The 23,119-nt window shown below is 45.0% G+C and carries 19 protein-coding genes; 13 read left to right on the forward strand and 6 right to left on the reverse strand.

Translation table 11 applies throughout. The annotated features are described in order from the left end of the window. Nucleotides 1-209: 209 nt before the first annotated feature. Together D1151_RS10090 and D1151_RS10095 are read left to right on the forward strand one after the other, a co-directional pair. A complete protein-coding gene (locus D1151_RS10090) occupies nt 210-1,427 on the forward strand; it encodes a dipeptidase (protein WP_243151198.1) in 1,218 nt (405 codons plus the stop codon). A 36-nt stretch (nt 1,428-1,463) separates the two neighbouring features. Further along, nucleotides 1,464-1,697 carry a hypothetical protein gene (locus D1151_RS10095; protein ID WP_243151199.1) on the forward strand — a complete coding sequence of 78 codons (234 nt, stop codon included), beginning with the start codon at nt 1,464-1,466 and terminating at the stop codon, nt 1,695-1,697. Nucleotides 1,698-1,723: 26 nt separating this feature from the next. On the opposite strand, the gene D1151_RS10100 is transcribed toward D1151_RS10095, so the two are convergent. From D1151_RS10100 to D1151_RS10110, 3 genes are all read right to left on the reverse strand, one after another. Continuing rightward, on the reverse strand, nt 1,724-2,272 hold the full coding sequence (locus tag D1151_RS10100) for a ferredoxin domain-containing protein (RefSeq protein ID WP_161908823.1): 549 nt from the start codon (nt 2,270-2,272) through the stop codon (nt 1,724-1,726). Nucleotides 2,273-2,845: 573 nt separating this feature from the next. Further along, nucleotides 2,846-4,081 (reverse strand): hypothetical protein, encoded by a 1,236-nt coding sequence (locus D1151_RS10105; protein ID WP_161908824.1) that lies wholly within the window; start codon nt 4,079-4,081, stop codon nt 2,846-2,848. Between the two features lie 28 nt (nt 4,082-4,109). Continuing rightward, entirely contained in the window at nt 4,110-5,282 is a 1,173-nt protein-coding gene (locus D1151_RS10110; RefSeq protein WP_160201054.1) for a M20 family metallopeptidase, read from the reverse strand. A 163-nt stretch (nt 5,283-5,445) separates the two neighbouring features. Between D1151_RS10110 and D1151_RS10115 the strand changes: the two genes are divergently transcribed. From D1151_RS10115 to hisD, 6 genes are all read left to right on the forward strand, one after another. Then, complete coding sequence (locus D1151_RS10115) at nt 5,446-6,384, forward strand: LysR family transcriptional regulator (RefSeq protein WP_160201055.1); 939 nt, start codon at nt 5,446-5,448, stop codon at nt 6,382-6,384. 462 nt (nt 6,385-6,846) lie between these two features. Then, nucleotides 6,847-7,767, forward strand: a complete 921-nt coding sequence (locus D1151_RS10120) for a sugar phosphate nucleotidyltransferase (RefSeq protein WP_161908825.1) — start codon at nt 6,847-6,849, stop codon at nt 7,765-7,767. A gap of 118 nt (nt 7,768-7,885) precedes the next feature. Beyond that, nucleotides 7,886-8,173, forward strand: coding sequence for a 30S ribosomal protein S6 (rpsF, locus tag D1151_RS10125; protein ID WP_161908826.1), 288 nt, complete (start codon nt 7,886-7,888; stop codon nt 8,171-8,173). Nucleotides 8,174-8,190: 17 nt separating this feature from the next. Then, nucleotides 8,191-8,643 (forward strand): single-stranded DNA-binding protein, encoded by a 453-nt coding sequence (locus tag D1151_RS10130; protein ID WP_160201058.1) that lies wholly within the window; start codon nt 8,191-8,193, stop codon nt 8,641-8,643. 18 nt (nt 8,644-8,661) lie between these two features. Continuing rightward, nucleotides 8,662-8,895 carry a 30S ribosomal protein S18 gene (rpsR, locus tag D1151_RS10135; RefSeq protein WP_160201059.1) on the forward strand — a complete coding sequence of 78 codons (234 nt, stop codon included), beginning with the start codon at nt 8,662-8,664 and terminating at the stop codon, nt 8,893-8,895. Between the two features lie 270 nt (nt 8,896-9,165). Next, nucleotides 9,166-10,425 (forward strand): histidinol dehydrogenase, encoded by a 1,260-nt coding sequence (gene hisD / locus D1151_RS10140; protein ID WP_161908827.1) that lies wholly within the window; start codon nt 9,166-9,168, stop codon nt 10,423-10,425. 46 nt (nt 10,426-10,471) lie between these two features. Here hisD and D1151_RS10145 read toward each other — a convergent pair whose 3' ends face one another. After that, nucleotides 10,472-11,512 (reverse strand): hypothetical protein, encoded by a 1,041-nt coding sequence (locus tag D1151_RS10145; RefSeq protein ID WP_161908828.1) that lies wholly within the window; start codon nt 11,510-11,512, stop codon nt 10,472-10,474. A gap of 275 nt (nt 11,513-11,787) precedes the next feature. Here D1151_RS10145 and ppdK point away from each other — a divergent pair, with 275 nt between their 5' ends. After that, nucleotides 11,788-14,415 carry a pyruvate, phosphate dikinase gene (gene ppdK, locus D1151_RS10150; protein WP_161908829.1) on the forward strand — a complete coding sequence of 876 codons (2,628 nt, stop codon included), beginning with the start codon at nt 11,788-11,790 and terminating at the stop codon, nt 14,413-14,415. Between the two features lie 334 nt (nt 14,416-14,749). Here the strand turns inward: ppdK and D1151_RS10155 are convergent, their stop codons facing one another. Beyond that, nucleotides 14,750-15,340, reverse strand: coding sequence for a VanZ family protein (locus D1151_RS10155; RefSeq protein ID WP_161908830.1), 591 nt, complete (start codon nt 15,338-15,340; stop codon nt 14,750-14,752). A gap of 91 nt (nt 15,341-15,431) precedes the next feature. Then, nucleotides 15,432-16,955: a L,D-transpeptidase gene (locus tag D1151_RS10160; protein WP_161908831.1), complete on the reverse strand. Its 1,524-nt coding sequence runs from the start codon at nt 16,953-16,955 to the stop codon at nt 15,432-15,434. A gap of 424 nt (nt 16,956-17,379) precedes the next feature. Between D1151_RS10160 and hutH the strand changes: the two genes are divergently transcribed. The 4 genes from hutH to D1151_RS10180 all read left to right on the forward strand — a co-directional run bounded on the left by hutH (nt 17,380) and on the right by D1151_RS10180 (nt 23,117). Then, entirely contained in the window at nt 17,380-18,921 is a 1,542-nt protein-coding gene (hutH, locus tag D1151_RS10165; protein WP_161908832.1) for a histidine ammonia-lyase, read from the forward strand. A 15-nt stretch (nt 18,922-18,936) separates the two neighbouring features. Further along, nucleotides 18,937-20,961 carry a urocanate hydratase gene (locus D1151_RS10170; RefSeq protein WP_161908833.1) on the forward strand — a complete coding sequence of 675 codons (2,025 nt, stop codon included), beginning with the start codon at nt 18,937-18,939 and terminating at the stop codon, nt 20,959-20,961. A gap of 285 nt (nt 20,962-21,246) precedes the next feature. Next, entirely contained in the window at nt 21,247-22,494 is a 1,248-nt protein-coding gene (hutI, locus tag D1151_RS10175; RefSeq protein WP_161908834.1) for an imidazolonepropionase, read from the forward strand. After that, a complete protein-coding gene (locus D1151_RS10180) occupies nt 22,491-23,117 on the forward strand; it encodes a cyclodeaminase/cyclohydrolase family protein (protein ID WP_161908835.1) in 627 nt (208 codons plus the stop codon). Before hutI ends, D1151_RS10180 begins: the two co-directional genes overlap by 4 nt. Nucleotides 23,118-23,119: the final 2 nt, after the last annotated feature.

Genomic DNA, 23,119 nt, shown 5'->3' on the forward strand with positions numbered 1-23,119 from the left:
CTGCAATTTGAAACAGAGTTCCTATCTTATCAACGGAATCAGGCGCATAGAGGATTACATAGACCGTAAAGAAATACAGTGGGGTATTGCTAAAGATGCAATACCCCCTATTATTTTTTGAACTACCAGCATACAAAAAAGCAATGGTAAAATGTAGTAAAGTATTAAAATCATGCAGTATGAAGAAAAAATTCTGAGGAGGTGCATCAATGGAATTAAAAATGAAAAGAGGCTACAAAGGATACCGTGCCTTTTCTTTTTTAGAGGAAGGTGTTGATTATCCGAAACTGGCTTGGCCGAAATGGGACTGGGCAGGAAGGCATGTTGTAGAATTGGACGACGAGCAGGAGGCAATGTATCGCGAAATTTTAGATCGGCATGTTATGATTTCTCTGCATGAGCATCCGTGTTATCATCCGGAGGATATGTCACATCCGAGTAAATTTATGGATGCATATCGCTGTGGACGGCAAATGATTGCGTATGAGGCGCTTGCGTATTCTAATCTGGACTGCGTCTTTGACAATCTGGCAGATGGAACTTGTCTGATGTCTTCTATGGCAGGTTGGAAGTGGAACGATGTAATTCATGATTTGGCGATGCATCTTGCAGACATTGCGCATCAGGACTTTCTGGTACAGTGCAAAAGAGTGCAGGATATTTACGATGCCAAGAAGGAAGGCAAGATTGCCTGGGTGCCTGTGGTAGAGGGCGCGGCACCGATTGAAAATGAAATCGACAGAATTGACGTACTTTACGGTTTGGGTGTCCGTCAGCTGGGGGTTACCTATTCTGAGGCTAATGCACTGGGATGCGGTTTAAAAGAGGAAGTAGACGGCGGTCTTACTGTCTTTGGAAAAGCCTGTGTGGAACGGATGAACAAAATCGGTATGCTCATCGACGTTTCTCACTGCGGACCGAAAACCGCCTACGACGTGGCGGCATACTCAAAAAAACCATTGATTGCAAGCCATCTTGGTGCGCAGAAAGTTTGGAACATCAAGCGAATGTTTCCAGATGAAACCATCATCGAGATTGCAAAGCACGGCGGTGTAATCGGGGTGGAGGCATCTCCGCACACGACCATGTCCTATCAGAGCATGACCCATTCTCTGGAAACGGTGATGGAGCATTTTGAGTATATTAAAGATTTAGTAGGTATTGATCATGTCAGCTTCGGACCGGATACGCTTTACGGGAACCATGTTGGTATGCATCATGCCTTTGACGAGCTGTTTTCTACTAAGTATGACTCAGATCCAGGTGTACCGTATGATGAGGTGCCGTATGTGGCATATCTTGAAAATCCGACAGAGGCTTCCTGGAATATTTTACGTGAGTTAATCCGCAGAGGTTACAGTGAAGAAGAGATTGCCAAAGTAATTGGCGGAAATACGCTGAGAGTTTTAGAAGAGGTATGGGTGTAAGCAGGGAACCTCAGAAAGCAGAAAGGAAATATAGGTATGTATAAGTATGTGATAAAACGCCTGCTGCTTGCAATTCCAGTATTGATTGGGGCGACTTTCCTTGTCTTTGCTATTATGGACTTTGCACCGGGGGATCCGGCAAGGATCATTCTTGGAAGCGGTGCAACAGAACAGGCGCTGGCGCTGATTTGCCGAGCGGATTATATCATGACAGAAAGCGCCCAGAACTATTGTGATATTATGCTGAAATTATTTGAGCAGACAGATTAATACTTCTGGCGCTTCTGCATGTGAGATTACAGCAGCACAGCGCCAGCTCCCCGGTCGAAGAAAATACTTTTAGCGCCGGTGTACAGCGGAATGCCATAGCAGACCCGCACGTCTTTTGGGAAAATTCCCATCCTAAGAGCGCCAGCGCCTGCTGAGTACATGACTCTATTGTCGATTCTGTGGTCCGCCGCCACGGAGACTGCAGAACCTACGGCAATGCCCAGGTCAGTGATGTTGAATGCGCAGTTGGCGCCTGCCTTTTTCATCTCTGCACAGTTTTCAAAACCGCACATCTTGCAGTCACTTAGTCCAAAGGGATTAGACACAGCGCCGATTAGAACTACACAGTGGCTATCTTCCACGTTATAGGAGTCTCTTTCGATAAATTCTTCGCCTCGCTGGGCGGCGACTTTGCGCATTTCTTCAGCAAGGGTTTGCTTTTCATCACCTGTAAGAATGAATGTGATGATTTTATCTTTTCCACTGGCTTTAGGTGCGGTCCTTGCAGCTGCAGCCATCAAATCGGCAACTTTTAGCGCAGCATCTCTTTCCGCTGCTTCCATGGCTTTTATCATAGTGAGTTCCTCCCTTGTTTTCCCATTTATGATAATATTATAGCTGACCGGACATCTTTTAACAAGGGCAACAAGGAAATTGGTACGGAAAACGCATGAAAGGCGCATGAAGCATGTCATTAGTACTTTTAAGTGTTTTTTGTAAAAAAGGTATCAAACTCTTTAAATCATGATATCTATTATATGGAAATTGAGGAAATTACTTTAATAATATGGCAAGTTTTTATGAAAATATCTGCTTAGAAAACGAAAAAGAACGAAGAATTCCATTTCTATTTCGTTTAATTTGCTCAAAACCTTTTAGTTAGTATAAAGTAACTTCTAAGTTTTGATACCTTTTTTGCAAAAAAACGGAATAGGTACTAAAATCTAATACTCGCAACTTTTTCTTCTTGCCGGCTTGTTTGCGAATCGACAAACATTTTCTTGATTTCAGCAAACAGGCTCGGTCACGTCCGCACTGACCATGGCGCGGGCAGGGTGCTGCGCCTTCTGCAGTCTGCGGTGTGTGCGTGGCAATGCTGCATGTATAACAAAGGAGCTGCATGCATCAGCAGGCAGCTCCCCTTTTACCTATGAAATCGTAATTCCACCGCCACCCAGCAAGGTTGCAAAGTAGCCTGCAAAGATAACAGATGTAATTGTAACTGTTACAAATCCGCCGACGACCATGGATGGGAACATTTTACTCATCAGATATCCGCGTTCGTCCGGGTCATCAGTCAGTGAGTTGCAAGTGTTTTCTGTGATAATTGCATCGCAAGGGAAGCCGTATAAAGCGGTAAGACCATTTGCAAAGGCAAGCTGGAAGTCCATGTGGAACAGCTTTGCAATGATGAAAGCAGCCAGCGCCATACCGGCAACACCGATTACAATCATAATCAGCATTGGAACAATCAGGGCCTTCAGCATGCTTGGCGTGCAGTCAGCAAGACCGGAGAATACGCTTAACATAGCTGCAAACATGAAGATTGTGTATGTATTTGCTCTTGTCATTAAACTGGTATCAAGGAAGCCAATTCTTGTCAAAATGACTGAAATAATCAGACACCACACAATTGTAGGAATCTGTGGAATCAGCTGTCCGACAATACTGGAAAGCCACACGCTGAGAGCCAGTTTTACGATGATGAAAACTGGAGTGTTAAATTTGTCTGGAAGTGGTGGGATTAATTTCTTAGTCCCGCTGTCATCTGCGATGGTAGTAAGACCGACAGTTTTCATTTTGTCAATTTCTTTCTGTGAAAGGTTCAAATCGCCGGAACGCCACTCTTTCAGAAGCTTTCTGCCTTCTGAGTGCAGGCATAAAGCGGTGATAGGATATCCTGCGAGTCCCTGCACACTGTACATTGCGATTGCAAATACTGCGGCTTCTTTTAATCCTGCAGCTTCGGCAGCGCCCTGCATGGTCAGTGCAGCAACGATACCTCCGGTTAGAGGCGGAAGTCCTGCAATAACAAGGTTTTTGTCCATGATGATTGGACAGATGAACCAGCATAGTGCGACCATACCGACAAGACCGACCAGACAGACGACTACGGTTTTCCACTGTTCGACCAGCTGTTTTAGACTGATGACCGTACCGATGTGGGTGATGAACATCAATACGCCAATTGTGCCAGCGAAGGAAGAAAGTCCCGAATCTTCGGATACTGTCTTAGGAATTACAGTCCAAAAACCGATTAAAAAGATGATTGCGGTTACCAGTACGGAAGGGACCCATGCACGTGTGATTGTGGATACCCATTCACCGATAACATAGGCGATACCAACGATTACTACCGCCAAGAAAGCATTATAAAGTACCATAATAACTCCTTTCCTTTACAATTTAAATTTATTCTTTCAGAAATGCAAGTGCACTGTTAACGATTGCCGCCATTCCATATTTCATTGCATCTTCATCAAAAGTGCAGTCTGAGCGATGGAGTACGGAGACTTTCATTCCCGGTGCATGCCCTGCATTTAGAAACATAAGTACAGATGGCTTTCCGGTCTTTGTTCCGAAAAAGCTGTAGTCTTCGCTAAAGGACATAGGCTCTTTGAGGATGTAGTAATTTTCCTCACCTAGAGTGCCTGTGATTAGGTCGACGAGGTCTTCATCGTTGTAGCAGGCGTCATAGCCCAAGCTGATGTTGGCGTCTATTTTGCAGCCGGAAAGGGTTTCTATACCTTTGCAGATTTCGCGAATTTTTTCTGTTGCGATGGTGCGGGCTTCTTGGGTATAAGCGCGAAGTGCACCTTCCATGTAACAATAGTCGGCAATGATATTGATTGCTGCGCCCCCTTGAATCAGGTTCATGGACAATATGCAGGTGTCCAATGGGCTGATATTTCTTGCTTGAATCTGCTGCAACAAAAGGTTAATCTGCGTTGCGGCTAAAATTGCGTCGTTTGCATTTTGCGGTTGTGAACCGTGACTGCTTTTTCCGTGAATTTTGATTTTTACTTCGTCGGCGGAGGTTGTCACAGCGCCTTTTCTAATTCCTATCAGTCCAACGTTGTCATCGCTTGGAATGACATGGGTTGCGAAAAAAGCGTCAACATCGTCTACTGCACCTGACTCGATGATTCCAATAGCGCCGCCGGGCTGCGTTTCTTCACCTGCTTCAAAGATAACCTTTACCGTGCCAGAAAACTTATCTCTCATATCGCACAGGGTTCTTGCAATTCCTAGCATCATTGCAGTATGTAAATCATGGCCGCAGGCATGCATAGCGCCGGGGGTCAGGCTGCAAAATGAAAGACCTGTTTCTTCTAAAACCGGAAGTGCGTCCATATCACATCGCAGACCGATACATTTTCCGGGTCCTTTTTTACCTCTTATCGTGCCTACGACGGAAGACTTGCCGGCGCAGATAATTTCATCGACACCGTAGGCTGAAAGTTCCTTTTTTACCAGAGCTGAGGTTTTGGGCAGTTCAAATCCAATCTCTGGGTTTCTATGAATTTCCCGTCTTATTGTGATAACATCTTCCAGAATTTCACTGATTTTTTCTGGTATAATCAAGGCGATATCCCTCCTTCTTCAGTTTTGAATTTTAATTTAGAGATTTTTCATAATAAATTGTAATATTTTTATTGATGAAAAGGAAATTAAAGGTTATAATGGACATCATTAGTGAAAGTAATGACAGCTATATTTGTGACTTGAACTAAGGGGAGATACGACTATGGAAATTAGACAGATTTATTACGTGTTAGAGGTTGCAAAGCAGAAAAACTTCACAAAAGCCGCGCAGGCTCTGTATGTCACACAGTCCAATATTTCACAGCAAATCAGTGCACTTGAGTCTGAACTGAACACGGCCCTTTTTGTAAGGGATCATCACAATATTTATTTAACTGTAGATGGAGAGCGATTTTGCAAATATGCAAGAGGGGTTGTGGATGCTATCGATGTGCTTATGAAGGAATTCAATGGCAATGAGGAGTCAGAAAAAGCGGTAATTAATGTCGCTGTTTTTCCGTTTTCATGGACCGTTGGGGTATCTACAATCGTAAAAGATTTTTATAAATCAAGCACCAATGTTGTCGGCACCATAAGAATTTCTGATAATTACTGTGCTTATACTGACCTCAAAAAAGGGGCTTTGGACTTTGCCCTTGTCAAGCTGAGACCGGAGGATAAGGTTGACTACTTGACCTACATTCCGCTAATTGAAGAGGATTTACTGGTGATTATCAATCGGAATAATCCAATTGCGGCGCATCATGCCATTTCGGCGGAAGATCTGTCAAACTTACCGGTACTTGTAGGGGAGAAAACGACAAATCTTTACGATGATTTTCACAAGATATATGCGGATAGAAATGCTGAATTTCAGGTCGTCCTCGAAAACACATTTGATAGAGATTTGCTTATCAATATGCTTTCCAGCGGCGAGGGTATTACCTTTGCTACAGAATCCACAGCTGCACAGATTGTTAATGACAAAATCACAGCCATTCCTCTTGAAGTTCCAGTTAAATATAATACTTATCTGGTATATTTGCAGGACAAAGAACCGAGGGGAATTTACAGAGCTTTTGTAGATTACGTGGTAAATGAAACTCATAGTTTGAACGAAACGAAGAAAATTAAGATTAAAAATAACGATATTTTGTATTAGACGGGGTAGAGCACTGGAAAATACATATTTTTAAAGAAAATCCCGAAAATATGCACATCGGTCTGCATATTTTCGGGGTTTTTACGTTATATATGCACATTTTGAGCTGTAAGGCGATAGTCAAACTGCTGTTTGATAGTTTTTTATAGGAAAAAATGCATATCAGGAGAAAAACTATCAAAAATATGCACATTTGCTCGAGGATTTGTGCATATTTTGGCTGTTTTGATGGATATATGCACAGAGGCGAACGAGCAGTAAAGTTCGCTGTTCTTTACACTTGTGAATCGCAGGATATTTGGTATAATGTTCTTAGGTTAGCGAAGCAGAATGAATAACAGCTGAGGCTTCGGTTGCATTGAATCGTTTAATTAAGATAGATTTGATTAAAAAATTTTGACAAGGAAGAAGTTTCTTCTATCAAGAAACTTGATGTATCACAAAAAACAAAGGAGGCACGGTATGAATAAACCAGTACTAGTCATCATGGCTGCAGGCATGGGCAGCAGGTACGGAGGACTTAAGCAGATAGATCCGATCAGCGACAGAGGAGAAATCATTTTAGATTTTTCACTTTACGATGCCATGATGGCGGGCTTTGAGAAGATAATTTTTATCATTAAAAAAGAAAATGAAGAAGATTTCCGCAGACTGATCGATCAGCGCGCGGGAAAATATATGAAGGTGGAGTATGCTTTTCAGGAGCTTACAGATATTCCGCAGGGGTATCAGGTTCCTGCAGAGCGTGTGAAACCGTGGGGAACCTGTCATGCGGTGCTCAGTGCACGCAAACTCATTGACGGACCTTTTGCGGTTATCAACGCAGACGATTACTACGGACCAGGTGCATTTCAGATCATCTACGACTATCTGGACCAGGCGAAGGATGACGGAAAATATCGTTACTGCATGGTTGGCTATAATCTGGAGAAAACTTTGACCGAAAACGGTCATGTAGCTCGCGGCGTCTGCAAAGTGGGTGAAAATGGACAGCTTTTGGATATCGTGGAACGTACAAAGATTATGTATCGTGACGGTGGCATTGCCTTTACAGAGGACGATGGAGTAACCTGGCAGGCTTTGGAAGAAGGAACCACCGTTTCTATGAATTTCTGGGGTTTTACAGAGTCCTTTGTCCGTGAAATGGAGGAACGTTTTCCGGCATTTTTGGATAAAGCGCTGGTCGAGAATCCTCTTAAAGGAGAATATTTCCTGCCGGGGGTTGTGGATCAGCTAATTAAAGAGGATAAGGCGACCGTAAAGGTGCTTCACTCCCATGACAAGTGGTATGGCGTCACATACAAAGAAGATAAGCAGAGCGTAGTTGATGCGCTGCAGTCCATGAAGGATAAGGGGCTGTACCCGGAAAAGCTTTGGAAATAATGCAAAAAAGACTTGCAAGGCCGCTGCTTTGCGGGTATAATAATAAGGCACGATTTTGTGCAAAATCTCTGCGTAGGCATGGGGCTTACGCCATTTAGTCCATAGGGAGGTGAAACCAATGACAAATTATGAAGTTATGTTCATTATCGATCCTACTTTAGAAGATGCTAAGAAGGAAGCTACAGTTGAGAAGGTACAGGGTATCATTGCAGCTGACGGAGAAGTTCAGAAAGTAGACACTTGGGGCATGAGAAAGCTTGCTTATCCGATTCAGAAGAAGAACGAAGGCTACTACGTTGTAATCGAATTCGCAGCAAGCACAGAATTACCTAAGGAACTTGACAGAAGACTGAGAATTTCCGACGATGTAATGAGACACATCATCATCAACAAAGACGCAAAATAAGGAATGGGGTGTAGTTAATGAATAGTGTAGTTCTAATCGGAAGACTTACCCGTGACCCGGAAGTCAGATATACTGCAAGCACACAGATGGCAGTTGCAACCTTTACCGTTGCTATTGACAGACCTGTAAGAGCAGGCGGAGAGAAGCAGACAGATTTTCCTCGCGTGACCGTTTTTGGCAAACAGGCAGAGAACTGTGAGAAGTATCTGGCAAAGGGCAGATTAGTCGGCGTTCAGGGTAGAATCCAGACCGGAAGCTATCAGAACAAGGACGGCGTCACTGTTTACACAACCGATGTTGTGGCAGACAGAGTAGAATTTTTAGAGTGGGGTGACAGACCGCAGAGCAGCGGTAATTTCGCACCGAGACAGAACGCTTCTTCAGGCTATAACAATCAGCCGGCTGCCAGCAGCATGCCGGAAGAGATGCCGGATTCATTCCAGGCAATTGATGAAGACGTTCCATTCTAAGGAAAGGAGATAAGAACCATGATGGATAGAAGACGTGGTGGCATGAGAAGAAAGAAAGTATGCCAGTTCTGCGCTGATAAGACAGAAGTAATCGATTTCAAGGATACAGAAAAACTCAAGAAGTATATCACTGAGAGAGGCAAAATCCTGCCTAAGAGAATCACTGGAACTTGCGCTGTACATCAGAGAGAAGTTACCACTGCAATCAAAAGAGCAAGAATCGTTGCATTACTGCCTTACGTTGCAGACTAATTTAAAAAGAACCATACAGGAGCCGACCAGGCTCCTGTTTCTTTATATCAGAAAGCCTGTTAAAGACAAGTAAGATTGCATGACGCCAATTTGAAAGATTTTTTTTGAGAATTTTGCATAGGGGTAACGCAAAAATAAAGAAAAAAAGCGGCGAAGTTGGTGTTGGTAGAATCGAAGGAGCTACTACAGTTTTATTGTGAATCCTCTTGACAACAGACAGGTGGGTGCTTTAATATGTTAATGTAATAAATGACAAGAGGTGTATTTAAGATGAAAATTTTGAAGAAATCCAAAGAGAGAACCGCAGAAGATAACCGGGCTTTACGAGATGGTGTAACTGCGATTATAGATGATGTATGCCAGCGCGGTGATACGGCGCTTCATGAATATAACGAGAAATTTGATGACTGCCATAGACAGATGCTGCGAATCAGCAGAGAGGAAATTGAAGAGGCTTATGAACAGATAACAGAGCAGGAACTCTCAGATCTTCGCATGGCAAAGTCTAATATAGAAAAATTTGCAGCGGCACAGAGAGGAACTGTGACAGAATTAGAGAATTTCAGTCCACAGCCGGGGATTTATCTGGGGCACAGAATTATTCCCGTTACATCCTGCTGCTGTTATGTGCCAGGCGGTGGCTATCCTCTTTACTCCACTGCGCTGATGTTGATTACACCTGCAAAAGTGGCAGGCGTGAAGCGGGTTGCAGCATGTTCACCGACAGTAAAAGGTACTTCGAGGATTCACTACAAAACGCTGGTTGCTATGGATCTTGCAGGCGCAGATGAAATTTATGCAGTAGGCGGGGCGCAGGCTGTTGCTGCGTTCTCATACGGTACAGAAGAAATCAAACCGGTGGACATGATTGTAGGACCAGGCAATCGCTATGTAACAGAAGCAAAGCGCCAGTGTTACGGACAGATTGGAATTGACTTTGTAGCAGGACCTAGTGAAGTTCTTGTCATTGCAGATGCGAAAGCAGACAGCAAGACTATCGCTGCCGATCTTTTGGCACAGGCGGAGCATGATCCCAATGCTAAGGGTATTCTGGTAACCACCGACGAAGCCTTTGGCAAACAGGTCATCGAAGATGTAGAGGCAGAACTGAAAATCCTTTCTACTTCAGGCATTGCAAAAAAATCCTGGGACGACTACGGTGAAGTTGTAGTTGTAGATACATTGGCGGAAGCCGTGGCGATATCCAATGATTATGCGCCGGAACACTTAGAGGTCAATATTGAAAATCCGGATGAGATTATAGAGGATTTGTATAATTATGGCTCCTTATTTATCGGTGGCAATACAGCGGAGGTCTTTGGTGACTATGCATCAGGTACCAATCATACGCTGCCGACAGTAAAAGCAGCACGTTATACTGGCGGCGTCTGGGTAGGTACTTTCCTAAAAACCTGTACGCACCAGAGTATGAGTCTCGAAGCGTCGAAGAAAATTGCACCGCTAGTTGCTAGAATGGCATATGGAGAAGGGTTGGAAGGTCATGCAAAGGCAGCAGAGGCTAGAGCATAGAAAATATAAAACGCTGAGAGAGTACGGCTCGTCTCAGCGTTTTGCTTTAGTTATTTATCGTGTTAATTAAATTACGATATTTTGGCTTCTCCGTTTGGGGGATATCCAAGCAGTCCATGACCTGTTCAAGGTCTAAGTGAAGATTTTTAATTAGAGATTGGATATTGGAGAGTGTGGTCTGTTCCAAGGTTTTTTTAGTGACCTCTTTAGTGACTTCTTTAGTGACCTCTTTAGTGACTTCTTTAGTGACTTCTTTAGTGACTTCTTCGGTCACTTCCCTGGTCACCCTCTCCGTGGTTTCTTTTGTGGCTTTCTCTGCAGCAATCTCCGCAGCTTCTTCTGCTCTAATCTCTATGAATTCTTCCATGGTTATGCTCCGCCATGCCATCTTCTCCACCTCCGCGCTATGAGCTCTTAAAAAATTCACTAAGATGTTTTCCTTGAGGCAGCGTTCTACGGCAGCGCCTACTGCTTCTTTTCTGTCCTTTCCTGCAGAAAGCCCTTCTTTCACATACCTAACGAACATTCCATATTCTCTCAGCTTGGTACTTTTCTGCAATACAGGATTTTTCTCCGCTTCCTCTTCTTCTCCTTCATTGTACACCACTTTGATGACTTTTACTACTAATTCTACGGAATTTTCCTTTGGCTCCCCCATGAAGCTGGATGATAATCTCAGTTCGTCCACGTCCCATGGCTCGCTTCCCGTGTAGATAACGAAAAACTGTGGTGTCGGGATTTTTACCTGCCCCTGTCTGAAAAACGTTCTATTGTCTAGTAGTATTGCGATGTTATTCGCCAAATAGCGAAGCATACGGAGTGGAATATTAGCAGATATAGTACTCTGCTGTTCTCCAAATACCAGATATGCAACTGCAATCTCATAGCTAAGGTCATTTTTAATGCCATGATAGATGACGTCATCTAAGGTCAAAAATCTCACTTCAGTATCGGGTCCATAGTCAGTCCCTTCCAGTGCATTAAAAAGTTCGATGGCATTTTCTTTTTCTGAAAACAGCATGCGAAAGATACTGTCTTGATAAGTTCTCTTAGGTTCAGCTGCTGTCAGCAGCTTATTTTCTGTCATTTACTTCCTCCGTTCTATATTAATGGGATATTATTACTGTATTTCTATTATATTCCAAAAATCAATCAGTGACAAGAAGAAATTCCTTTATAAGGATAAACTGTTAATATATGGATAATAAATATTTCCTTTTTAAAGTTAAAATTAAAATTTCTTTCTTTTCTAAAAACTTTTGGGAAATCTATTGTCTTTGCTTTATACAAAGATTAGAATGTAGGTAAATATTTATAATGCGTCGAGGAGATTAAGAGATAGTACGCGGGAAAGGAAAACATATGGGAAAATTTGTTTATTCATTCAGTGAAGGGTCCAAGGACATGAGAAGTCTTTTGGGTGGTAAAGGCGCGAATCTGGCGGAAATGACCAGAATTGGACTGCCAGTTCCCTACGGGTTTACGGTAACGACTGAAGCCTGCACCCGGTACTACGAAGAAAATCAGATGATTGGCGAAGATATCATCGGGGAAATTTATGAGAAACTGGCGGAACTGGAAGCAGTCACTGAGAAAAAGTTTGGTGACAAAGAGAATCCGCTGCTGGTTTCTGTTCGCTCTGGCTCTGTTTTCTCCATGCCCGGCATGATGGATACTATCCTGAATCTGGGTCTCAACGACGAAACTGTGGAAAGTCTGGCAAAGCTGACAGAAAACGATCGTTTTGCTTATGACAGCTATCGCCGTTTTATTCAGATGTTCGGCGACGTCGTGCTGGAAATTCCAAAGAGCGAGTTCGATTTTATCTTTGATGGACAGAAAGAAAAAGTAGGCGCAGCCTTTGACGTAGATTTAACCACTGACGATTTGAAGGAAATTATCGTTGGCTATAAAGCGCTGGTTAAAAAAGCTGTGGGCAGAGATTTTCCGCAGGAGCCAAAAGATCAGCTGATGGAGGCGATCAAGGCAGTATTCCGTTCCTGGAACAACGATAGAGCGATTCTTTACAGAAAGCTCAACAGAATTTCCGATAAGCTGGGCACTGCAGTCAACGTGCAGTCTATGGTATTTGGCAACATGGGAGACACCTCCGGCACAGGCGTAGCCTTTACCAGAGATCCGGCAACCGGAAACAATCAGCTTTACGGAGAATTTCTTGTGAACGCTCAGGGCGAAGATGTGGTTGCAGGAATCCGTACCCCGAAGCCGATTGCAGAAATGGCTGAGGCATTCCCTGAAGTATACAAAGATTTTGAACGTATCGCAGAGATACTGGAAAAACACTATAAAGACATGCAGGATATGGAGTTTACTGTAGAAAGAGGTAAGCTATTTATGCTGCAGACCAGAGCGGCAAAGAGAACGGCGGTTTCTGCGATCAAAGTGGCGGTTGATATGGTGGATGAAGGGCTGATTACCAAAGAGACAGCCGTAGAGCGCATTGATCCTGCGCAGATTGACCAATTGCTGCATCCGACCTTTGATACAAAGGCTGAAAAAACGGCAGAAGTACTGGCAAAGGGTCTTCCTGCTTCACCTGGCGCAGCGACGGGAAAAATTTATTTCACAGCCTCTGATGCGGAGGCAGCGGTAGAGTCCGGTGAAAAGGCCATTCTTGTAAGACAGGAAACTTCTCCAGAAGATCTTGCTGGTATGGTTGCAGCAGAGGGAATTTTGACTGCCAGAGGCGGTATGACCAGCCATGCGGCAGTTGTAGCCAGAGGCATGGGCAAATGCTGTGTTGCAGGCTGCTCTGAAATTATCGTAGATGAATCAGGTAAAACTTTGACAATCGGAGATGATCGTTTGGAGGAAGGCGACTATATTTCTCTAAACGGATCTACTGGTACTGTATATAGAGGGCAGATTGCAACTGTTCAGCCAGAACTTTCCGGAGATTTTGGAATGATTATGAGTTGGGCAGATGAAATCCGCAAGTTAAAGGTTCGCACCAATGCGGACAATCCGAAAGATGCAGCGCAAGCATTGGCGTTTGGCGCAGAGGGAATTGGTCTTTGTAGAACGGAGCATATGTTCTTTGAAGAAGAAAGAATTCCGGCAATTCGTCAAATGATTTTGGCGGAGACCGAAGAAGAAAGAAGAGCCGCTTTGGCAAAACTGCTGCCGTTCCAGAAGTCTGATTTTATGGGCATGTATGAAGTGATGGAGGATAAGCCGGTGACCATTCGTCTTTTAGATCCGCCGCTTCACGAGTTCCTGCCGCAGACCGAGGAAGACACCAGAGAACTGGCAGCTCATACCGGCATTCCGTATGAAAAGCTGGCGCAGGCAGCCAGTGAGCTTCACGAGTTCAACCCGATGCTGGGACATCGCGGCTGCAGACTTGCAGTGACCTATCCGGAAATCGCAGAAATGCAGACTCGTGCTATTATGGAAGCAGCCATTGAAGTTTCTGCGGAGAAAGGCGTAGATATCGTACCTGAAATCATGATTCCGCTGGTAGGAAGCAAGGCAGAAATCGCTGATGTAAAAGCGACTGTCGTAAAGACCGCTGACGCTTGTAGAGAAGAAGCAGGCAGTCAGATGAAATACCACATCGGCACGATGATTGAAGTGCCAAGAGCTGCTTTGACAGCAGATGAGATTGCGGAAGAAGCAGAATTTTTCTCCTTTGGAACCAACGATCTGACCCAAATGACTTTTGGTTTCTCCCGTGACGATACAGGAAAGCTGATTAAAGAATACGTGGATAAAGGGATTCTGCCTGACGACCCGTTCCAGACTATTGACCAGGACGGTGTAGGTTTGCTGGTGCAGATGGCAGTGGAAAAAGGAAGGCAGACCCGCCCGAATATTAAACTGGGTATTTGCGGTGAACACGGCGGGGATCCGAGAAGTATTGAGTTCTGCCACAGAACAGGACTTGACTACGTTTCCTGCTCCCCTTACCGCGTGCCGATTGCAAGAATTGCGGCAGCGCAGGCAGCAATTAAAGATGTTGAAAAATAAATATGAATTGGTAATAGGCAAGAGTCCTGAAGAACAGAATCTTTAGGGCTCTTGTTTTATCATTGTGCACTGGCTTGGTGTTTAACCTATAGACAATTTTTCCTTAAAATATGTATAAGAGCTTCCCCGATTCTTAACCGAGATTATAGAAAACGCTATAAAAATGTATAAGAGTGTTGTCAGTGAAACGGATTATCTCGAAATTGCGGGCGAAAAACTTGCGTTATATGCAATAATTTCCCCAAATTTTTGGCGTATATGGCGCGGTTCATAGGAAATTTGAGTGTGAGAGATGATGGACTTATACATTTTTAGAAAGAATTTGCTGTTTGGGTTAAGATTTCATTTTTGATTCAACCAACAACTCTAGCTTTAGCAGTTTTGTTACTCCATAGCCGGCAGTGATTCCTGCGACATACAGAATAATATCAAAGGTGTCAAAGAATCCTCGCGCAGTAAGTGCTTGTAAAAGCTCCAACGCAAAAGACAGGAAGATGGCGCTGCAAATCATGAGTGGGAATTTTATTTTCCTAAAGAAATAGCCCATAGGAACAAAGCAAAGAAAATTTAATAGACTTTGCAGTTTCATTTCCGGCTCGCCCAATGCCGCAAAAGAGTCAGCTGGATTCCAAATATATTCGGCATGGAGTGCGGAGCGACCGAAAAGGGTGATAAAAAGAAGTACAGCGTAAAGGGCTATTAACGAAAAATATAAATATCTCGGTATTTTGTGATAAAGCACGATGTAACCTAATGCTGAAAAACATGCGATACAGAAGAAAAGTGAAAACCACATGGCAGGAAAATACAGTGGATTGCCGGTTGATACAAATCGAGTAAGAAGTTCACAGAATAGGTAGTAGTGCATAAGATAACCGGGAACGATACTGACTATGGCAATGGTTGGAAGTTTTTTAAGGTTCATAAAAAAGCCTTTCTTTCCTAAAAAATATGATATCAATATTTTAATATATATTGGATGGAAAGTACAGAAAAAAGTCAAAAAGGAGGCTGCTTCAAGAGCAGTCTCCGACTTTCACCAGCACAATCTTACTTACTGTTTGGTAAGGGGTATAAGCATTTTTCACCGAGTATTTTATTTGATATTCACCTTCGCAGTCGAAAATCCATGCTGCGGCCTCTTCGGCAGTCACAGATTGGAAATCAGTATCGGACGGGCATTTGACTGCGATTTGCAGTTTTGCAGTCACGTCCTTTCCGTTATGAGACGCACTGACGCCGGCAAGCAAATCCATCTGTATGCCTGGCTGCACTACAAGTGGGGCAGTACAGCTGCCATCAGCGTCGATCAGGGCAGCTTCAAATTCTGCCGGCAGCGTCAACTGTGGGTCATTGTTGACTGCCCCTTTTTTAGAAGTAATCGTAATGACCTTTTTCGCCGCCTTATAAGGGGCGTATTTATTTTTGACGATGTATTTTACCGAGTATTTGCCGGTCTTTGCAAACCGGTAATTCTTTGCGTCCTGGTAGGAGTAAATCTTGTATTTCTTTGCGCCGGGCGCTTTGATGTAGACCTTCATAGCACTGGTGCGGATGGCGGAAGCCTGCTTTGCGGTGACACCTTTTACTGCGTTTTTATCGCCCCAAGTGACGGTCCTGCTCTTTGCGCCGGAAATGACGGGCGCTTTTAAGTTGTCTACGACCTTGAGTTTAATTGTGGTGCTGGCGCTTTTTCCGTAAGGAGCAGTGACGGTGTAGGTAATCTTATAAGTTCCCAATTTGTTTGTGGAAAAAGTGTCGCTGACATATTTTCCTTTCTTGGAAGAGTAGCGCGCCACCTTGGAAACCTTGATGAAATCCTTTAAGTTCATAAAGGTATTCGGGTCCTTCGCATAGACGTAGCTTTTGGGGTTATAATTTTTCTTGCCGTATTGCACCGTCAGAGGTTTTTTTGGAGAAACTCTGATGGTCGGCGCATCTATAACATAGTACGGATTGGCAGGGTCCGGGTCTGTAGGATCCCAGTATTTATAGCGACCGGTGTAAACCTTAATCGGTGCAGGCTTTCCCAGCGGACCCGGGTTATCACTGCGATAAATGGTCACCTTGGTGCCGATTTTGCAGGTGTAATAAATCCACTTGGCGTCGACGACGGAAAGGCGTACGCAGCCGTGGGATGCGGACTGCCCCAGCATGTTGAACTGGCTGGTGACCTGCGAAGCCTTGTCAAAGCGTTCTGTATAGTAAACGGAGTGGAATAGAATGTCATCGGTGATGTGGGTGCAGTACTGTCCATACACATCGTTCATCAGTTCGCCCCAGTTCCATCTCCCCTGCGTGTAAAAAGTCCCTTTGGGCGTAGTGCCGCCAAGACCGGTGGAACAGAGCATGGCGCGAATCGGTTTCCATTTGCCGTCAATTTTTTTGTAAGCCGTTATAACGTTTTGCTGTTCGTTGACTTTGAGCCAGTATTTGCCTGTATAGGTGCTGGCATGAGCATCTGAGACTGTAAAGCATAGCACTGCCATGGTAAAAAGCACGGCGAGCAAAATACCAATTCCCTTTTTTTCTCTAATCATATTTTGCCTCCCAATTTAATCAGTGACTATAGTATAGCACGTTTTTTTCTGTATAAATATGAAATTTTCTAAAGAATTTCCCAAGAATTCTTCTTTTTTTTCTGAACGGAAGGGAAAAGGACAGTAGTACTTTTTCTTATGCCTGATTTTTCAACGGAAATAAAGAATCAAGATTCTGAATTTAATAAATATACATAGTAAAGGGATACAACTTTAAAGGAATAACGCGAAAAAATATATACATTTTCTGGAAAATAATTACATAAAAAATGAAGAAAAAGCTGAAAAAATCAATGCTTTTTGACAAAAAAGAGTAGCGCGCAGAGCAAAAAAACTGTATAATAGGGATACAAAAAATAGGAGTCAAGAAAAGCATATTAATACTAAAATTAGAATAATTATAATGAAAGATAGGAGTGAGAAGATGGCAGTTTTGATTAACGGACGTGACCTTACGGTAGAAGAGGTTATTCGCGTATGCCGCGGAAATGAAAAAGTCGAAATCGCACCACAGGCGAAGGAGGCAGTCAACAAGGCACGGGCTTACATCGAGCGAAAGCTGGATGAGGGCGCAGTGATTTATGGTTTGACTACCGGGTTTGGTAAATTTTCCAACGTGCTGATTTCTAAAGAGGAGACGACAGACTTACAACGCAATCTGATTATCAGCCACACTTGCACTTTTGGAGAGCCCTATCCGAGGGAGTATGTAAGAGCAGCTATGCTGCTGCGCTGCAACGCATTATCGAGGGGAAATTCCGGCATCAGACTGTCCACCATTCAAACTATGCTGGATATGCTGAATGCAGGCATTCATCCGGTGATTCCAAGGAAAGGCTCTTTGGGCGCTTCGGGCGATCTTGCACCGCTTTCTCACATTGCGCTGGGTCTGATTGGACTTGGAAAAGTGGAATATAAGGGGGAAATCGTTGACGCAAAGGATGCCATGGTGGCAGAAGGCATTACGCCTGTGGAACTGGCAGCCAAAGAGGGGCTTGCCCTGAACAACGGAACCCAGATGATGACAGCAGTTGGTGTTAACGTGCTTTGGGACGCAATGAATCTTTTGAAAGTGGCAGATCTTGCCACTGCCATGACAGCAGAGGCGCTACACGGAATTACTAAGGCGTATGACCATAAAGTGCAGGATGTGCGGGGACATCAGGGGCAGAAAATTACAGCGGAGAATTTGCTTACCCTGCTCGATGGCAGCAAGAATGCTATGGAGGTACAGCCGACTAAGGTGCAGGATCCATATTCTCTTCGCTGCATTCCGCAGATTCACGGGGCTTCCAGAGACGCGCTACAGTACGTGTATGATGCGGTTTCCAGAGAGATTAATGCAGTAACGGATAATCCAATCGTATTTCCTGATGAAGACGAGGTTATTTCTGGCGGAAACTTCCACGGTCAGCCAATGGCACTGGCATTTGACTTCATGAAGATGGCGATTTCCGAGCTTGCCGATGTTTCTGAAAGAAGAGCAGAAAGATTGATTAATCCGGCGCTTTCGGAGGGACTTCCGGGCTTCCTCACTAAGCATGGAGGCGTTTGCTCCGGCTTTATGATTGCCCAGTATGCAGCGGCTTCCATGGTTTCCGAGAACAAAGTTTACGACCATCCGGCTTGTGTGGATTCCATTCCGTCCTCCGGTAATCAGGAAGACCATGTGTCTATGGGAACGACTTCTGCAAGAACAGCAGCAATGGTGCTCGACAATGCACAGAAAGTGCTCAGTATTGAAATCGCAGCGGCGGCACAGGGCATCTGGCTGAGACAGGAAATCGGCGAAAGCAGTATCGACAACCTGGCGCCGGCAACCAGAGAGGCTTACGATTACATTAGAACCATTTCCGAGCCGATTGAGGAAGACGTCATCATGCATGATGAACTTGCAAAATTTGAGCAGATGGTGAAGGATAACAGCCTGCTTGAAGTAGTGGAAAAAGTAGTAACTTTGAAATAGATGGAGGGGAAAAGCATGTTAGATAACAAGACCATTGAAGGGGCTATGACTATCAGACTGGGAAATGAATATCCAGATTATCCGGCTTTTGCGGAAGGAATCAGAAGAGCACCGGACAGAGGATTCAGATTGACCAAGGAGCAGACTAAGATTGCGCTGAAAAATGCGCTGCGCTATGTGCCGGAGGAACTGCACGAAAAGTTGGCGCCGGAATTTATGGAGGAGCTGACAACCCGCGGTAGAATCTATGCGTATAGATACAGACCGGAGGGCAGACTTTACGGAAAGCCGATTCACGAATACAAGGGCAAGTGCCTGGCAGGAAAAGCGTTTCAGGTCATGATTGAAAACAATTTGGACTTTGAGGTTGCTCTTTACCCATATGAACTGGTTACTTACGGCGAAACTGGTCAGGTTTGCCAGAATTGGCTGCAGTACAGACTGATTAAGAAATACCTGGAAGAGTTGACCGAAGACCAGACCCTGGTTGTAGAATCGGGGCATCCACTGGGACTGTTCCCGTCCAAACCGGAAGCGCCGAGGGTTATTATCACCAACTCCATGATGATTGGTATGTATGACAATCTGGACGATTGGGAAATTGCCGAGGAAATGGGCGTTGCCAACTACGGGCAGATGACTGCAGGCGGCTGGATGTATATCGGACCGCAGGGTATCGTTCACGGTACATTTAACACCATTTTAAATGCAGGCAGAAAATATCTGGGTGTGGCAGAGCAGGGGGACTTACAGGGGCATACCTTCGTGTCCTCAGGGCTTGGCGGCATGAGCGGCGCACAGCCGAAGGCTGCTAATATTGCAAATGCCGTAGGCATTTTTGCGGAAGTGGACTATTCTAGAATTGTCACTCGGCACGACCAGGGATGGGTTGACGTTATCATGGACGACATTGACGAGATTTTCAAGCTGGCCAACGAGAAAATTGCGGCAAAAGAAAGCATTTCCATCGCTTATCACGGTAATATCGTAGACCTCCTGGAAGCTGCTGCCGCAAAGGATTTTCACATTGATTTGCTGTCAGATCAGACCAGCTGTCACAACGTATATAACGGCGGCTACTGCCCGGTGGGCATGACCTTTGAAGAAAGAACAAAGCTGCTCCATGAGGATCGAGACAGGTTCTGCAAAGAAGTTGACAAGACACTCCACAGACATTACAAGGCAATCAAGGCGCTGACCGAAAAAGGAACCTATTTCTTTGACTACGGCAATTCCTTTATGAAAGCTATGTACGACGCAGGTATCAAGGAAATTTCCAAGAATGGTTACGATGACAAAGACGGCTTTATCTGGCCTTCCTATGTAGAGGATATCATGGGACCGGTACTCTTTGACTACGGCTATGGTCCGTTCAGATGGGTTTGCCTGTCTGGAAAACCGGAGGATCTCGACGCAACCGACAAGGCGGCGATGGACTGCATCAATCCGGAAAGAAGAGCGCAGGACAGAGACAACTGGGTTTGGATTCGCGATGCAAAGAAGAACAAACTGGTCGTTGGAACCCAGGCGAGAATCCTTTATCAGGATGCAGAAGGCAGAAGGGATATTGCGCTAGCATTTAATAAGCTGGTGCGCGAAGGCAAGTGCGGTCCTATTATGATGGGAAGAGATCACCATGACGTATCCGGTACCGATTCCCCATTCAGAGAGACTTCCAATATCAAGGATGGCTCCAATGTCATGGCAGACATGGCAGTGCAATGCTTTGCAGGAAATGCAGCTAGAGGTATGTCTCTTTGTGCACTGCACAATGGCGGCGGTGTAGGCATCGGAAAAGCCATCAACGGCGGCTTCGGACTGCTTCTTGACGGCTCTGAAAGAGTGGACGAAATTATCAAATCTGCTATGATGTGGGACGTCATGGGCGGCGTTGCCAGAAGAAACTGGGCGAGAAACGAAAACGCACTGACTACTTCCATCGAATACAACAAGAACTACGCAGGAAAAGGACATATCACCATTCCGTTCCTTGCTGACGATGCACTGGTGGAAGCGACAGTTGATAAGTTTGTGAAATAAATCGGGATAATCGTGAGAATCGGAGCAGCCTTGGGTGGGCTAATCTGGTTTATCATGTGAAATGTCTTCGTATGCTGACAAACCTGACAAAAAGCAAAAATATTGTCAGTTTCGTCAGCATTTTGAAAGAAAACCCTGACAAACCTGACAAAATTATAGAAATTTGTCAGTACTGTCAGCAAAATCTATGAGTATGGGAGTGTTTGAGCTGAAAATGCTGACAAAACATTGATCCATTCATAGATTTTGTCAGTAAACACAAAGAGAGACGAGGAGGATCACCAAATGGCAACAGTACTTGTAAAAAATATCGGATTGCTGCAGACCCCTGTTGGCAGTTTCAGTCACGGCGGCAAAGTGCAAGGTGAGAACCTAAAGCTGAAGGACGCCGCTATTCTCATCGAGGACGGAATTATCAGTGAGATTACCGAGGGCGGCGTGCTGCCAAAAGGAGCAGAAACAGCTGATACAGTCATCGACGCAGAGGGCAGGCTGGTGACGCCAGGGCTGGTGGAAGGGCATACCCATATGGTATTCGGCGGCTACAGGCAGCATGAAATACCTATGAAGCTGAAGGGCGCGGGATATCTGGATATTCTGAGAGCAGGCGGTGGCATTCTGGATACCGTGAGAAAGACCAGGGCTGCAAGCTTTGAGGAACTTTACGACAAAACCGAAGGTTTTCTCGATGAAATGATGGGGCTGGGTGTTACCACCTGCGAAGCAAAGAGCGGCTATGGTCTGGACTTTGACACTGAAGTGAAAATGCTGGAAGTGCTGAAAAAGCTCAATGAGGATCACCCGATGGATATTGTGAGCACTTTCATGGGAGCCCATGCCATTCCTGAAGAATACAAGGACCGGGAGAATGGCGCAGATCAATTTATTGATATGCTCTGTACGGACCTGCTGCCTTATGTAAAAGAAAACCAGCTGGCTGACTATGCGGATATCTTCACCGAGGATTCGGTATTTAACTATGAGCAGAGCAAAACCTACCTGGAAAAGGCAAGGAAGCTGGGTTTTGGGCTGAAAATCCATGCTGATGAAATTGAGGCAATCGGCGGCAGCGTATTGGCAGGCGAAATGGGAGCAGCCAGCTGCGAGCATTTAATTGCCATCGATGAAGCGGGTCTTGCGTCTCTGGCAAAAGGCGGTGTGACCGCTATGTGTCTGCCGGCAACTTCCTTCTATTTAGGGGCAAATTTTGCGCCGGCGCGGAAAATGATTGAGATGGGCATACCTGTGGCGACAGCCTCCGATTTTAATCCGGGATCCTGCCCGTCGCTGAATCTGCAGTTTGTCATGAATCTGGCATGTATCAAATACCGCATGCTGCCGGAAGAAGTGCTGACTGCAGTGACCATCAATCCGGCTTGCGCTATTGGAAAAGGTGAGCTAGTAGGGACGCTGGAGTGTGGCAAACAGGGCGATCTGGTAATCTGGGACGCCCCTGACATGGATATGCTTTGCTATAGATTTGGCTCTAATCTGGCATTGCAGGTAATCAAGAAAGGAATGGTAGTAGCATGAAATTAATCGATATGCAGGTAAAAGAATATTTGGACGTTTTGAAATCAGATGCACCGGCGCCGGGCGGCGGTTCTGTCAGTGCATTGGCAGGTGCGCAGGGCGCGGCTTTGTTCATGATGGTGGCGGATCTTACTATCGGTAAGGAAAAGTACGCAGACTGGCAGGAGGTGTGCAAAGCAGCAAAGGAAAAGGGCGCAGCCCTTTACGAAGAATTGACTGCGGCGGTAGATAAGGACACCGAGGCGTTCAATCTTGTTTCCGCAGCCTTTAAAATGCCGAAGGAAACTGACAAGGAAAAGGCGGCAAGAAAACAGGCAATTGCGGACGGAACTCTGGTGGCAACGGAGGTGCCTTTCCGCACCATGCAGTTGGGCTATGAGGGTTTGATGACAGCAAGGACCATGATTGGAAAGTCCAATCCTAACGCAGCAAGCGACCTGGGCGTAGCCATTTTGAACCTGACGGCTTGCATCAAGGGCGCATGGCTCAATGTAAAAATCAATCTGCCGGGCGTAAAGGACGAGGCAAAGGCAGCGTATTACGCACAGGAAGGACAGAAAATGTTCGATGAGGCGGATAAAATTGCTAGCGGTCTGTATAACGAAGTGGCTGCAGCACTGTAATT

Source organism: Emergencia sp. 1XD21-10 (assembly GCF_009936045.1).
Lineage (GTDB): Bacteria > Bacillota > Clostridia > Peptostreptococcales > Anaerovoracaceae > Senimuribacter > Senimuribacter intestinalis.

Coding starts and splice junctions, on each gene's coding strand:
- D1151_RS10090 (WP_243151198.1), top strand. CDS start 210: ATGGAATTAAAAATGAAAAGAGGCTACAAAGGATACCGTGCCTTTTCT.
- hisD (WP_161908827.1), top strand. CDS start 9,166: ATGAAAATTTTGAAGAAATCCAAAGAGAGAACCGCAGAAGATAACCGG.
- D1151_RS10100 (WP_161908823.1), bottom strand. CDS start 2,272: ATGATAAAAGCCATGGAAGCAGCGGAAAGAGATGCTGCGCTAAAAGTT.
- D1151_RS10095 (WP_243151199.1), top strand. CDS start 1,464: ATGTATAAGTATGTGATAAAACGCCTGCTGCTTGCAATTCCAGTATTG.
- D1151_RS10170 (WP_161908833.1), top strand. CDS start 18,937: ATGTTAGATAACAAGACCATTGAAGGGGCTATGACTATCAGACTGGGA.
- hutH (WP_161908832.1), top strand. CDS start 17,380: ATGGCAGTTTTGATTAACGGACGTGACCTTACGGTAGAAGAGGTTATT.
- D1151_RS10115 (WP_160201055.1), top strand. CDS start 5,446: ATGGAAATTAGACAGATTTATTACGTGTTAGAGGTTGCAAAGCAGAAA.
- D1151_RS10120 (WP_161908825.1), top strand. CDS start 6,847: ATGAATAAACCAGTACTAGTCATCATGGCTGCAGGCATGGGCAGCAGG.
- ppdK (WP_161908829.1), top strand. CDS start 11,788: ATGGGAAAATTTGTTTATTCATTCAGTGAAGGGTCCAAGGACATGAGA.
- D1151_RS10155 (WP_161908830.1), bottom strand. CDS start 15,340: ATGAACCTTAAAAAACTTCCAACCATTGCCATAGTCAGTATCGTTCCC.
- D1151_RS10180 (WP_161908835.1), top strand. CDS start 22,491: ATGAAATTAATCGATATGCAGGTAAAAGAATATTTGGACGTTTTGAAA.
- rpsF (WP_161908826.1), top strand. CDS start 7,886: ATGACAAATTATGAAGTTATGTTCATTATCGATCCTACTTTAGAAGAT.
- rpsR (WP_160201059.1), top strand. CDS start 8,662: ATGATGGATAGAAGACGTGGTGGCATGAGAAGAAAGAAAGTATGCCAG.
- D1151_RS10130 (WP_160201058.1), top strand. CDS start 8,191: ATGAATAGTGTAGTTCTAATCGGAAGACTTACCCGTGACCCGGAAGTC.
- D1151_RS10105 (WP_161908824.1), bottom strand. CDS start 4,081: ATGGTACTTTATAATGCTTTCTTGGCGGTAGTAATCGTTGGTATCGCC.
- hutI (WP_161908834.1), top strand. CDS start 21,247: ATGGCAACAGTACTTGTAAAAAATATCGGATTGCTGCAGACCCCTGTT.
- D1151_RS10160 (WP_161908831.1), bottom strand. CDS start 16,955: ATGATTAGAGAAAAAAAGGGAATTGGTATTTTGCTCGCCGTGCTTTTT.
- D1151_RS10145 (WP_161908828.1), bottom strand. CDS start 11,512: ATGACAGAAAATAAGCTGCTGACAGCAGCTGAACCTAAGAGAACTTAT.